We start from the raw sequence: 13,410 nt of genomic DNA, 5'->3' as shown, positions 1-13,410 counted from the left end.
AACTATAATTTTGTGTAGAATTTTACTATACAATTGTCATGTATGCTCTGGTAGATTGTAACAATTTTTTTGTTTCGTGTGAAAGGACTTTAGATCCTGACCTTGAAGGCAAACCCGTTGTGGTATTATCCAACAACGATGGATGTGTTGTGTCCAGAAGCAAAGAGGCAAAGGATCTGGGGATTCCTATGGCTGCTCCTGCATTCAAATATAAAGAGCTTTTTCAGAAATATGATGTAAAAAGCTTTTCAGCAAAATTTGAACTGTATAATTACAAAAGCCAGCAGGTTATTAATATCGCTAAATCGTATGTTCTTGATCATGAGGTTTACAGTATTGATGAGCTTTTTCTTGATTTGACGGGATTCAAGTACATTGATATTTATGAATATTGTCTCAAGATCAGAAATGAGATTGATGAGAAAGAAAATATTCCGGTAAGTATAGGAATTGCGCCCACCAAGACTTTATGTAAAGTGGCAAACAGAATCGTAAAAGAATTTCCGGATAAATTTAAAGGAGTGTATATTCTGGATACTCCTGAGAAAATTGAAAAAGCTTTGAAATGGCTCAATATAGGAGACGTGTGGGGAATAGGGAGAAGGCTTGCTGCCAAAATGAATGACAATGGGGTATACAAGGCATGGGATCTTCTTCAGAAACCTGAAATGTGGGTTCGAAAAGTTATGGGAATTCATGGAGTAAGAATGATCCATGAACTGAGGGGAATTCGTCAGCTGGAACTGGATGCTCCTTCTCCTAAAAAATCCATAGCGGTTACCCGAAGTTTTATGCAGATGCTTACAAAGAAAGAAGAAGTACGGGAAAGAGTAGAGACTTTTGGAATGTATTGCTCGGAAAGATTAAGAAAGCAGAATACCTGCTGTAAAATGATCACTGTTTTTGTACAAACCAACCGGTTCAGAAAAGATCTTCCTGAATACAAAAATGCGGTGACCCGCATTCTTTCTAATCCTACCAATTCGTCCATTCTCATCGGAAGGGTGGTCAATGAGCTTTTTGAATCGGTTTACAGAGAAGGGTTTCATTATAAGAGAGCAGGAGTAATGGTGAATGATTTTGTGCCTGAAGATCAGAGACAGATCAGTCTTTTCGAGGAAGATATTCAAAACCAACACCTTCCTGTGATGAAAGCTATGGATGCGATGAACAGGAAATTTGGAAAAGATAAAGTGAGACTGGGAAGCATGAGCGGGGAAAATACCTTTGGGCGCGCAAAACTGTCCCCGGAATATGAGGCCTTTCTGAAAAAAAACACATTACCGGAAGCGAACTTCAGATTTCATTAAGAATATCTCGTCTGCAGTTTATATCTATTTTCTTTCATATTTCCAGTTTCTTCCTTTACCCTCAGCGATCCATTCTAAAGCCTGATCCATTCTTTTATGTCGCGTAGCTTCTGTTTTAGCATCTGCAATCCATGTAATATATTCCTTTCGGAAAGATGGGGAAGCCTTCAAAAATACGTCAAGAGCAATCTGATGGGTATTTAAGGCATCCTGAAAATAATCAGGAACCTCCATTTCTGTTTTGGAAGGAGCTGCTTTTTTCATGGTAACGCCCATATCCGTAAGCTCCATGGCTTCCTTAATCGCTTTTTTCAGCTGAGGTTTGGAGGGAAGATCCCCGATTTGTGCAATTTTTCCTAAACTGAACATTGAATTTTTCTCAATATCCTGAGTGATTTCCTGCATGGTTTTCATTTCCCTTTCAAGCCAGAATCCAAAAGTACAATGCTGTTTGAAAGAAGCCATGGCACAAAGATTTTTCCCTTTATAGATAAAGTGCGGAAAACCCCACTTCATCGTTTCTTCGGCATCAGGACAGAATTCATGAACGGCTTCACGGATGTAATGCAGGATAGGTTTTGCAAAATCCTGTGATTTTTCAATATATGCATCAATTGTAGAACTATACTTCTCCATCATGTTTATTGGAATAATTGTACAATTTCATTCACAAGGAATTTTACCTGATCAGGTCTTCCTCTGTCATTTTTAGGGTTGTTGGAATAACTTCCGGTTTTTACAATAACCATATTGTGTTCAGGAACCATAATGATAAACTGTCCCTGCAATCCCAGAAAATAATAATGTTTGATAGGATTGTCATGATTGATCCAAAGCCCCATTCCATAAATGTTTTCAGACTTTTCTGTTGGAGTTCTCATCTGTTCAATGAAATCTGCATTAAGGATCTTATGAGATCCGACTTTTCCGTCATCCAGAAACAGCTGTCCGAGTTTGGCAAAATCTCTTGCATTGGAATGAATACAGCAATAGGCTTTTTCTATACCATAATCATCTGTACTCCATTTGGCATTTTGTTCCATTCCCAGAGGACTCCAGAATTTTTCTGATAAATAACTTGCCAATGGCTTATCCAATGCTTTTCGAAGAGCAAAACCAAGAAGTTGGGTAGAGCCGCTTTGGTATTCAAATCTGACTCCTGGTTCTTCCTTGAATTTCCTTGAAAAAACAGCTTTTACAAGGCTTTTTCCGTAATAGGCTTTAGCATTGGGAAGAAAAGGATTGTTGTAGTCTTCATTCCAGTCTAATCCGGCTTCCATCTGAGCTAAATTTTTAAGAGTAACCTGATTTCCGAAAGGTTTATTTTTAAATTCCGGATAAAATTCTGAAAGTTTTTCATCGATAGTCGGAATAATTCCTTCTTCCAGCGCTTTTCCCAAAAGCATCACAGTCACTGCTTTTGCCATAGAAAAAGAATTGGTTGGCGATAGCTGGTTGTAGCCATCCCAGTATTGTTCATGAAGAATTTTCCCATTTCTTATCACCACCAGAGCTGCTGTTCTGGAATGTTTTAAGTTTTCAACTAAATGTCTAGGTAAGTCTTTTTTGTTATATTCAGAATCCTCTTCCCAGAGTCTGGGCTCTTCTGTTACAATAGGATTGCTGGGAAAAAGATCTCCGTCATCAATGTGTGCGCTCAACTTTCCTTTAAGGTAGGTTTTGGAAATACCACTAAATAAATAATCATATCCAAAAAAATAAGCCGCCGCTGCACCTGCTGCCGCTCCACCTACCATATACTTTAGTATTCTCATTTTTTCATGAATGGGTCTTCAACAAATTTAGAATAATTTGGCTATAAAATTTAAAATGAACCAGCAAATAAGTTATTTTTGCTCTTAATTGATGAAAACTATGACCAGAAAACTTTTTGTATTGGGGTACTTCTTATTTTCAATCATGGGAATGGCCCAGATTTATAAACCGATAGATACTGCAGATTATATACAGAGAAAAGCATTTTTAAAGAGTTTTGAAGGAAATAATGAAGCAACTGTAAAGAGATTAAAGTCTCAATATTCCGGGAGAACAGGCTCAGAATTATCCAAAATTTATAAAGAATTCGGAACTGACTTTGAGAAGCAGGTGAAGAATAAGGATTTTATCTTTAAATCTGAATTTGAAACCAGTATACAGTTTATGATTCAACGTCTTAAAAAGAATAACCCAACAATTCCTCAGGATCTGAAAATTCTGATTGCCAAAGACAACACTCCCAATGCCTATTGCCTTGCTGACGGAACCTTTGTAATCAACATGGGGCTTTACAGCTGGCTGAATAACGAGGAACAGATTGCTGCAGTGATTTCCCATGAGCTGGGACATAAAATAGAGGAGCATTCCCTGAAAACTTTTCTAAAAATTATTGAACAGGATAAACAGGATAAAGCGGTGGTTGAGAATATAAAATCCACTACAACAAGCAGGAGCCAGAGCCGGAACCAAAAAGCTTTCGATATTTTTAAAAACAGAGTCTACAGGAAAGGAGTAGAAAGAAGACAAAGTGAAATGCAGGCAGATTCTTTGGGGTATGTCTTTTTCAGAAACGGTGATTTCAGGAAAGCGGAATTCGTCAATGCTCTTCAGAGATTACAGGATTTTGATACCATTTCTCCGAGAGAATTAAAGGTTGAAACCTATAAAAAACTTTTTAACCTTCCCAAACAGGCGTTCAATGAAAAATGGATGAAAAAGGAAGATTTCTCCCTGTACAATTATAATTTCTACAAAGAAAAGCTGAACAAAGATTCTCTGGCATCACATCCTGAAGTATCCAGAAGGATTGAAATGCTTAAAAAAACTTTTACCGAACTTAAAACTTCTGTTAGTCCGGAAAAGCCTTCAGATCTATTCTTAACATTAAAGAAAACGGCGAGGATGGAGATTTTACCCAATTATTTCCATTCAGAAGATTATGGGCTGGGAATTTATACTGCCATGCAGTTTTTACAGGATGATGAGGAAGAAAAGTATTATAAAAGCTGGTTGGGAAGATGTTTCTCAAAAATATATGAAGCGAGAAAAAACTATAATCTGAACCGGTATCTGGATAGAATAGAACCCAAAAATCAAAGTGAAAGTTATCAGCAGTTTCTGAACTTTATGTGGAACTTAAGTCTTGATGAAATAAAGAATATCGCAGACTTTTATCAGACTAATGAAACCATAGCGAAAGTAAAGTGATTTCTAATAAAGAGGCTGTATCCTACATTTGACTTTGCAAACATAGGAGACGGCCTCTTTTCTTTTATACTAGTAATTTAATTTCTCCAAACGGATCTTGTTGAATTTTTCTTTTTCATTATACTCACGGAGCAGAATATAACCTTCTTTTCCTACATACGGCGTTACTGCATAATTATCTTTTTCAGAGATTGGAATAATTTCCTGTTTGAATTTTCCATCAATAATGGTGTTGATAAACAGATTCCATCTTTTCTGTTTGGTTACTTCATCTTTTTGATAGTCGCGGTAGAAAAATACCACGTCTTTTCCTCCGTTGAGGTACTGGGAGAACAGATAATCACTGTTTACCCATTTTGATTTTTCCTTTTCAAAAACCTGAACATTTTTCACTTTGAAATCTTTATCAGTGTAAATGTATACAAGATCAGTGGTCTTCGGAGCGTTGTACTGACCAGCCGGTTTGTATTTTTCGGATAAAATACCTACACTTCCATCATTCATAAAGTACATATCTTTGGTCTGAAGCATGTAACCGCTTTCTACCATTCCATATTTGTTGACTTTTGGAAGAAAAGCAGAGATATTGGGCTCATAATTGATCGCTTTCATATCTACTGAAAAATCAGATTTGTTGAGGATCATTCTTGCAAATCCTACAGATTCGGAATCATCATAATTTCTTCCCAACAGAACTACTTTATCATCAAAAGTTTTATCATTATCAAGCTTTCTGTAGTTGGAGTAGAAGGATTCAATATTGTCTATTGTATCATCAGATAATCCGGTAATCGGTTTGTTGGAGGTTTCTTTTCCGGTTTTCATGTCAAGAACCATGAGGCTGAATGTCTTCTGCTTGTCATTCACTTTCTTCAGGATACAGTACATATAGTTTTCGTCTCTTTCCAGAACGGATAAAGTAGTGTACAGTTTTTTACTTCCGTCAGTATTGTATCTATACCTCCAGATTTCCTTTTTGTTTTCATCAAACCTCATTAGACTGTTGTTATTTTCGTACTTCCCATAGTCTTTGTATTCAACAGCAAAATAACCGCCTTCTTTCAGTTCTCCTACTGCGGAAACGTAGTTGTAGCCTTTTTCTTTTTTCTCATCACTGTTTTCCTTACGCTGTTCTTTCCAGCTCTTCGGTTCGTTGATCTCTTTGAAAGTACCGTTTTCCAGATAATCATAATATATTTTTCGGGTAATAGCATTGGTTTTCGGATCGATTACCATAGAAACCGGAGTAAATATTTCTTTGCTTTTCACAAGAGAATAATCCATCATGGAAGGCTTTAAGATAATCTGACCTTTAAAATCAACATATCCCAGATAAGAGGCAGCCGTGATATCTCCTTCAAACTCTTTATTGGCAACAGGGTTGAGGTTTTTATCCAGGATCACATACTCAAACTTCTTGGTCTTATCACCGGATTTACCGTAAGAATATAGAGAAACGTAACCGTACAGATTGTCTTTATCATCGAATAGAGCATTCATCCCCACATGATCACCTGCAGCGAGTGTTGTAAGGTCCTGAGTCTGGGAAAATGCAAATGTCTGGATTAATCCAAACATCATCAGCGTTATTTTTTTCATGGTTAAAATTTGAGGGATAAAAGTAATAAATTAACTCATATGTTGTGAAAAATAAAAAAGCCCTGGAAATATTTCCAAAGCTTACAACCTAAAATGCAAAATAATTATTAATAGTACTCGTAAAGCCAGTTATGAGTACTTGTTCCATAGCCTGAGATATCATATGTAGTAACAGCTTTGGTAGGATAGTTGTCTCCGTTAAGCGTGTAAACTGCGGTAATTTTGTTGATTCCATTGGATAAACCGGAATAACTCTCTGTTTGATTCAATAGATTATTATACCCTATTTGCCCGTCACTCACATCAAATAAATTAATCTTAACAAAACCTTTTATATTCTTCATAGGATTGTTGAAGGTGTCATAGGTATTGGTAATATTATAGGTAACTCCGTTATACGTATATTTAGCTGAAGCCACATTTCCTGCATTGGTTAAATTAACATCCACCTGTGCAAATACAAGATTGGAATACGTTCCTGTTGAAGGATTATAAGTTCCGCTTTTATATTCATCAAACTGAACATGGGTATCACTGAGATACTGATAAATTTTGGTATAGATCAGCGTTCCCTGTTCTTTATCAGTTATCTTTTCCGTTGAAAGTCTTCCATTGGAATAGGTGAATTCTCTCATAAGAACCAGAGAGCCGCCAATGAACTCTTCTGTCTTAGCAATATAATCTCCGCTGTAAGTATAAATTACTCTATCATCATCTGATGCATTGTAGGTTTCTATAAGCTTGTCTCCATTATACTTAAATTCCACCACATAAGGCTGGCCGCCAGGATTGACGTCAGTTGCTTTTTTCAAGAGTGGAGAAGTACCCGTGTTATTGTTATGAGAGTTATTGCTGTTGTCTCTGTGGTCGGCCGGATTATCATTAGACACACAACTTGAGAGCACTGCCACAGCCAGTGATGAAAGTATTAGCTTTTTCATGGTTATTATTAGTTTTTTAATCCGCTAAAAATAATCATTTTTATGGTATGTTGATCCGGAATGTATGAAAAATAAAAAAGCCCTGAAAAACAGGGCTTTTAAACTATAATTGAGAAAGTAAATTTCTGAAGTTTGTCTTCTCATCAATGATTCTTCTCAACTCTGAAACGGGAACTCTTTCCTGCTGCATTGTGTCTCTGTCTCTGATGGTTACCGTATGATCAACTAAAGAGTCATGATCTACAGTGATACAGTATGGAGTACCAATGGCATCCTGTCTTCTGTAACGTTTTCCGATAGCATCTTTCTCTTCGTAGAACAGGTTGAAATCATATTTCAGATCATTGAAGATCTTTTCTGCATACTCTGCTAAACCATCTCTCTTCATCAATGGAAGAATAGCTGCTTTAATTGGTGCCAATGCCGGAGGTAACGATAAAACTGTTCTTTCTGAACCGTCTTCCAATACTTCGTCTCTTAAACAATGTGAGAATATAGAAAGGAATAATCGGTCTAAACCTACTGAAGTTTCCACTACGTAAGGAACATAGTTTTCGTTTCTCTCAGGATCAAAGAACTGAAGTTTTCTTCCTGAGAATTCTTCATGCGCTTTTAAGTCGAAATCTGTTCTTGAGTGAATACCTTCCAGTTCTTTAAATCCGAATGGGAAGTTAAACTCAATATCAGCCGCAGCATTTGCATAGTGAGCAAGCTTTTCGTGATCGTGGAATCTGTAATTCTCATCTCCCAAACCTAAAGCTTTGTGCCAGTTCAGACGCTTTTGCTTCCACTGCTCGTAGAATTCAAGTTCTGTACCCGGAGCAACGAAAAACTGCATTTCCATCTGTTCGAATTCACGCATTCTGAAAATAAACTGTCTTGCCACAATTTCATTTCTGAACGCCTTACCAATCTGTGCAATACCGAAAGGAAGCTTGTGGCGTGAAGTTTTCTGTACGTTTAAAAAGTTAACGAAAATACCCTGAGCCGTTTCTGGTCTCAGATAAAGATCCATGGCGCTGTCAGCAGAAGCTCCCAGCTTGGTACCGAACATCAGATTAAATTGTCTTACCTCTGTCCAGTTTTTAGAACCCGTATCAGGATCTGCAATTTCAAGCTCTTCAATCAAAGCTTTTACATCAGCAAGGTCTTCTTTTTCCAGAGATTTTGCAAGTCTTGAGAGAATAGTCTCTCTTTTGGCTCTGTATTCCAGAATTTTTGGATTTGTAGCCACAAACTGATCTTTATCGAAAGCATCCCCGAATCTTTTCGCTGCTTTTTCAATTTCCTTGTTCTCTTTATCTTCAATTTTAGCACAATAATCTTCCACCAAAACGTCTGCTCTGAAACGCTTCTTAGAATCTTTGTTATCAATCAATGGATCGTTGAAAGCGTCTACGTGGCCCGATGCCTTCCAGGTTGTTGGGTGCATTAGGATCGCCGAATCAATGCCGACAATATTTTCGTTAAGCTGTACCATAGCTTTCCACCAATATTGTTTGATATTATTTTTTAGTTCGGCACCGTTCTGTCCATAATCATAAACAGCGGATAAACCATCATAGATCTCACTCGATGGGAAAATAAAACCATATTCTTTAGCGTGAGAAATCACTTTCTTGAAAACATCTTCTTGCTTTGCCATAATTTTTTTACGTCTGATATGCAAAAATATGAATTTGGAATCAAAATCATGAGTTTCAATAAAAAAAGCGGTTAATAAACAGACAAATATCTACAAATTAATTTTTAAGGAGCCGGGAACCCGCTCTTCGTTCCAATTCCTCGCTCGGCGGCTCTGCTTCGCGCCGCCGCCTCAATGCGGGATTTTCTCTTAGATCGGGGCTATTGATAAAGGAATGTCTAAACCTAACAGGTTTTCAAAACCTGTTAGGTTTACAAATATGGCCGCATATAATATCAGTCGAAAATCTTTACTTTTGCCGAATGTTAGAAATTCTTTATCGTGACGAGCATCTTATTGCCATCAACAAACCCAGCGGATTATTGGTTCATAAATCTTTCTATGCGGGAGAAGCCGATACCTATGCTATTCAGGAGCTGAAGAAGCAGATTGGGCAAAAAGTGTATCCCGTACACCGTTTAGACCGAAAAACTTCGGGTGTTCTGCTATTTACTTTAGATAAAGATACTCTTAGAATCATGAGTGAGAAGTTTGCATCACGCGACGTAGAGAAAAAATATCTGGCTATTCTTCGGGGATGGACAAAAGAAGAAGAAACCATTGATTATGATTTGGTTAATGAAAATGAAGTCACACAGAATGCGGTTACTTACTATCGTCGTTTGCAGACTTCAGAAATAGATTTACCCTTTTTAAAACACCAGACTTCAAGATATTCTTTGGTAGAAGCCATCCCTGAAACAGGAAGATTTCATCAGCTGAGAAAACATTTTAAACATATTCTCCATCCTATTTTAGGCTGCCGGAAACATGGCTGCAATAAACAGAATAAATTGTGGCTTCAAACATTTGAGATCAATAAAATGACGCTTCATGCCCATCAATTGATTTTCAATCATCCTGTTTCTAATGAAAGAATTACAGTAAATGCTACTATAGATGAAGAGTTCAAAAGGGTAGGGGATATTCTGAATTTTGACCTGAGTGCGTACTCTTCATTAAAACCCTGACAAGGATGGTGTTTATAATTATATTAAAAAAGTATCCCATTTCATTTAACAGATAACGTAGATTTCTCTGTATCTGTTGTTTTTAACGCAATGTTCGCAAAGTTTAATTATGTCTGCTTTTTATTTCCGATCGCAAGGGCACTTCGTTCAGCAAATCCTAATAGCGGGTGCTTCGCTAAGTGAAACGCCCTTGCGAACCAAAATGTTTTCAGGATAATCGTATTTCTTTGCAGTCGCAGCGTTAAAAAACCCCACTGATTTGTTGCATATATAGTTGTTTTCCAGCTTATAGATACTATAGATGAGCCATTTCGATAAAATATTATACATCAATATAGCATTAATTTTAAAAAGAGTAATTTTGTAAAACTTTTTTTCAATGTACAAATCGCTCATTCGTCCGATTCTTTTCAAATTCGATCCTGAAGATGTTCATCACTTTACATTCTCAATGCTTAAGAATTTTGGATTTCTTACCAAACTGTTTTTACCAAAACCTATTGAAGACAAACGTCTGGAAAGAGAAGTCTTTGGATTGAAATTTAAAAATCCTGTAGGACTGGCTGCCGGTTTCGATAAAAATGCAGTGTTATTTAACGAATTGGGAGATCTTGGTTTTGGATTTGTAGAAATCGGAACCGTAACTCCAAGAGCTCAGGCCGGAAATCCTAAGAAAAGATTGTTCCGTCTTATTGAAGATGGTGGAATTATCAACAGAATGGGATTCAACAATGACGGTCTTGAAGCAGCTATTGAGAAGCTGAAATCCAACAAAGGAAAAATAATTATCGGTGGAAACATCGGAAAAAATACAGATACAAGCCCGGAAAATTATACCCAGGATTATCTGGACTGCTTTGAAGGTCTTCATCCTCATGTAGATTACTTTGTCCTGAATGTGAGCTGCCCGAACGTAGGAAGCCACGCCAAGCTGGAAGATGTAGACTATCTGAGAGAGCTGATTACGGAAGTGAAAAAGATAAATGAATCAAAATCTGTACAGAAACCTATACTACTTAAAATTGCACCGGATCTTAATAATAATCAATTGGATGAAATCATTGAACTGATTGCAGAAACAAAGATTGATGGTATTGTAGTGTCCAATACTTCTGTGAACAGAGAAGGGCTGAAAACCTCTCCCGAAGTTTTAGAACAGATAGGAAATGGTGGATTAAGTGGAAAACCCATCCGTGAAAGAAGTACAAAAATGATCAAATACCTTTCTGATAAAAGCAACAGGGCATTTCCAATCATTGGAGTAGGAGGAATTCATTCTGCTAAAGATGCGATGGAGAAGCTGGATGCAGGAGCTGTATTGGTTCAGTTGTATACCGGATTTATTTATGAAGGTCCGCAACTGATCAACGACATCAATCAGGAATTACTAAAAAGAGCCAGCAGATTACCAAGATAACATAAAAGAGAGTTGATATAACTCTCTTTTTTATTTTAACTTTACTACAGATGCGTTTTTAATATCTACCGTAAGCGTATGGGGCGGAGTGCTTTCGGATTTGCCTATTTTATAGGTAATGGTTTGTTGGTCTTTGGATTTCGTTTTGGTAACGTCATACATATTTTCCCGGCAGCTTTCAGTAAGGAATTCTTCATAGTTTTTATAGTTCCAGTCTTTTGTGAAATAGAGAACTCTGTAACCTTTTTCTCCTTCACTTGCCCCGCATTGGCCGCAGGCATTAAAATTTGAAGTCTGTTCAAAATAAAGTAAAATCCTGTTTCCGTTTTTTCCTGAAGCATAGGAGATCAATTCATTTCCACCTGCTTTATTAATGAAATCAAAAGTGTTGATTTTTTTATTATTCGGTAAGTACAGATAATTGTTGAGGCGGTAGATCATCGCATTACCTGTAAATAATTTTGCAGGCTGAACCTTTTTGCCCAGATAAAAGTTCCCTGGAATTGGATTGGTATTCTGGCTGCTTTTTTCAAATATAATAGATTCCTTTGGTACTAATTTCTGTGCTATTTCATCTGTCTGTTCTACTTTCTGAAGGGATGTGATGTGTTCTTTCAAAAGCCTGGAATTTTGCTTCTGCCGGATTCCAAAATTATAAAGAGAAATATTTCCATAATAATCATATATTCCGGTAAGAGGGATTTTCTTTTTGTATTTGTCATAATAGTACCATCCGTCCACATAATGCTGATACTGATCACAATCTACAATGCCTGTATAGTTGAGTTCCATGGTAATAGGCATTCCTCCGATTTCTCCCTTAAACGTCTGGGAAGAATCCGTTACTTTCTTTAATTCAATTTTTTGACCGAGAAAGAATGTGAGAAAAAAGAAAAAGAAGACACTGAAAATTTTTTTCATGGTTGAGTTATCGTGGATTTAGTTTTTAAATGAAGAAGTGAGCGATGGTGTAGATAATGAGTCCAACCAGCCCGCCGACCAGTGTTCCGTTGACCCTGATAAACTGCAGATCTTTTCCCACTTCCAGTTCCAGCTTCTCACTCAGTTCTTTTCCCTGCCAGTTTCCAACGGTAGTACTGATGAGGTTCCCGAATTGATGAGTGTTTTTCAGAATATATTTATAAGCTGTCACCCGAACCCAATGATCAATTTTGTTCTGAAGGGTTTCATCCGTTTTTAAGTTTTGGGCAAACTCATTCAGATTTTTAGTAAGATAGTTTTTCAAAGCCGAGTTTTCCTCCTGAAGTTCTTTCATCAATGTTTTTTTTATGGAAACCCAGATATCATTGGAATATTCATCCAGTTTATCATTTTTGAGAAGACCGTTTTTAATGGTTTTAAACTCTTCATCCCACTTCGGATCTTCTTTCAGATCAATAGAGAATTCATGAATTTTCTGAGTAATTAATCCTCTTACTTCGTGTTGAGGATTTTCTTCTATTTCCTTGAAAAAATCAGAAAGTCCGTCGGTAATTTTATCCGCAATTTTATTGTCTATAAAAGACGGAATGAAGGAATAGCTGCCCTTTTTTACCCGTTCCTGTATCATTTCATCGTTTTCAATAATATATTCTTTGATCTGTTTGGAAAGATTGGTGATGATTCTCTGATGGTCATTCTTTTCCAGAATATATCCGATTCCGTTTCCAACCACTTTATTGAGCTTGATATCATCTGTCATTTCAGAAACCTTTTTGCTGATAAACTGGCTTACTGTAGAATCATCCAGTTTATTAAGGATATCAAGAACAATATCCGAAAGGTTTTTAATTAAAATCTCCTGGCTTTTTTCCTTAGCCAGCCATTCCCCGGCAAAATTGGAAACTTTAAGCTTTTGAATATAAGGACGTATATTCTGAGGGGAAAGGAAGTTTCCCACTACAAAATTTCCAAGATTATCTCCCAGTCTCTGTTTGCTGTTTTCAATCAGATTGGTGTGGGGAATAGGAAGCCCCAGAGGATGCCGGAATAATGCAGTAACCGCAAACCAGTCAGCAAGTGCACCTACCATTGCAGCTTCAGCAAATGCGCGCACATAGCCGATCCAATGAGATTGATTAGACTTTTGTAAAATAGTGGTAACAATAAAAATAACAGCCATCAGGACAAATAATCCTGTAGCAAATGCTTTGTATTTTCTGAGTTGTTTTCTTTTTGCTTCGTCATTCATATTCTCAAATTTACTAAATTTGGTTATGAAACCATTCGTGGTTACAGAATTAAAATTGATGATGAAATTTTTAATTTTAATAACCCTGTTAAT

General features: G+C 36.8%; 11 protein-coding genes. 4 read left to right on the top strand and 7 right to left on the bottom strand.

What is annotated here, in order from left to right:
* Window positions 1-38 precede the first annotated feature (38 nt).
* Window positions 39-1,310, top strand: a complete 1,272-nt coding sequence (locus EK417_RS02390) for a Y-family DNA polymerase (protein WP_076596423.1) — start codon at window positions 39-41, stop codon at window positions 1,308-1,310.
* A gap of 24 nt (window positions 1,311-1,334) precedes the next feature.
* Here the strand turns inward: EK417_RS02390 and EK417_RS02385 are convergent, their stop codons facing one another.
* Both EK417_RS02385 and EK417_RS02380 read right to left on the bottom strand, forming a co-directional pair.
* Window positions 1,335-1,949 carry a YdeI/OmpD-associated family protein gene (locus EK417_RS02385; RefSeq protein WP_228457878.1) on the bottom strand — a complete coding sequence of 205 codons (615 nt, stop codon included), beginning with the start codon at window positions 1,947-1,949 and terminating at the stop codon, window positions 1,335-1,337.
* Between the two features lie 2 nt (window positions 1,950-1,951).
* Window positions 1,952-3,085 carry a serine hydrolase domain-containing protein gene (locus EK417_RS02380; RefSeq protein ID WP_136521229.1) on the bottom strand — a complete coding sequence of 378 codons (1,134 nt, stop codon included), beginning with the start codon at window positions 3,083-3,085 and terminating at the stop codon, window positions 1,952-1,954.
* A 100-nt stretch (window positions 3,086-3,185) separates the two neighbouring features.
* Here EK417_RS02380 and EK417_RS02375 point away from each other — a divergent pair, with 100 nt between their 5' ends.
* The gene (locus tag EK417_RS02375) at window positions 3,186-4,514 is read left to right on the top strand and encodes a M48 family metalloprotease (protein ID WP_228402561.1); all 1,329 of its coding nucleotides are present in this window, start codon (window positions 3,186-3,188) and stop codon (window positions 4,512-4,514) included.
* Between the two features lie 69 nt (window positions 4,515-4,583).
* Here EK417_RS02375 and EK417_RS02370 read toward each other — a convergent pair whose 3' ends face one another.
* The 3 genes from EK417_RS02370 to EK417_RS02360 form a co-directional block, all read right to left on the bottom strand.
* Window positions 4,584-6,113 (bottom strand): hypothetical protein, encoded by a 1,530-nt coding sequence (locus EK417_RS02370; RefSeq protein ID WP_136521228.1) that lies wholly within the window; start codon window positions 6,111-6,113, stop codon window positions 4,584-4,586.
* Between the two features lie 107 nt (window positions 6,114-6,220).
* Window positions 6,221-7,054 (bottom strand): hypothetical protein, encoded by an 834-nt coding sequence (locus EK417_RS02365; RefSeq protein ID WP_136521227.1) that lies wholly within the window; start codon window positions 7,052-7,054, stop codon window positions 6,221-6,223.
* Between the two features lie 103 nt (window positions 7,055-7,157).
* Entirely contained in the window at window positions 7,158-8,699 is a 1,542-nt protein-coding gene (locus EK417_RS02360; protein ID WP_136521226.1) for a glycine--tRNA ligase, read from the bottom strand.
* Between the two features lie 302 nt (window positions 8,700-9,001).
* Here EK417_RS02360 and EK417_RS02355 point away from each other — a divergent pair, with 302 nt between their 5' ends.
* Entirely contained in the window at window positions 9,002-9,709 is a 708-nt protein-coding gene (locus EK417_RS02355; protein WP_136521225.1) for a pseudouridine synthase, read from the top strand.
* A 379-nt stretch (window positions 9,710-10,088) separates the two neighbouring features.
* Complete coding sequence (locus tag EK417_RS02350) at window positions 10,089-11,126, top strand: quinone-dependent dihydroorotate dehydrogenase (protein ID WP_076596416.1); 1,038 nt, start codon at window positions 10,089-10,091, stop codon at window positions 11,124-11,126.
* A gap of 30 nt (window positions 11,127-11,156) precedes the next feature.
* Here EK417_RS02350 and EK417_RS02345 read toward each other — a convergent pair whose 3' ends face one another.
* Complete coding sequence (locus EK417_RS02345; protein ID WP_136521224.1) at window positions 11,157-12,047, bottom strand: hypothetical protein; 891 nt, start codon at window positions 12,045-12,047, stop codon at window positions 11,157-11,159.
* A gap of 25 nt (window positions 12,048-12,072) precedes the next feature.
* Window positions 12,073-13,317: a DUF445 domain-containing protein gene (locus tag EK417_RS02340; RefSeq protein ID WP_136521223.1), complete on the bottom strand. Its 1,245-nt coding sequence runs from the start codon at window positions 13,315-13,317 to the stop codon at window positions 12,073-12,075.
* Between the last annotated feature and the right edge of the window lie 93 nt (window positions 13,318-13,410).

The sequence above is a fragment of the Chryseobacterium candidae genome, assembly GCF_004916905.1.
Lineage (GTDB): Bacteria > Bacteroidota > Bacteroidia > Flavobacteriales > Weeksellaceae > Chryseobacterium > Chryseobacterium candidae.
Note: the sequence above shows the minus strand (reverse complement) of the source record. Positions and strands in the feature narration are given on the sequence as shown.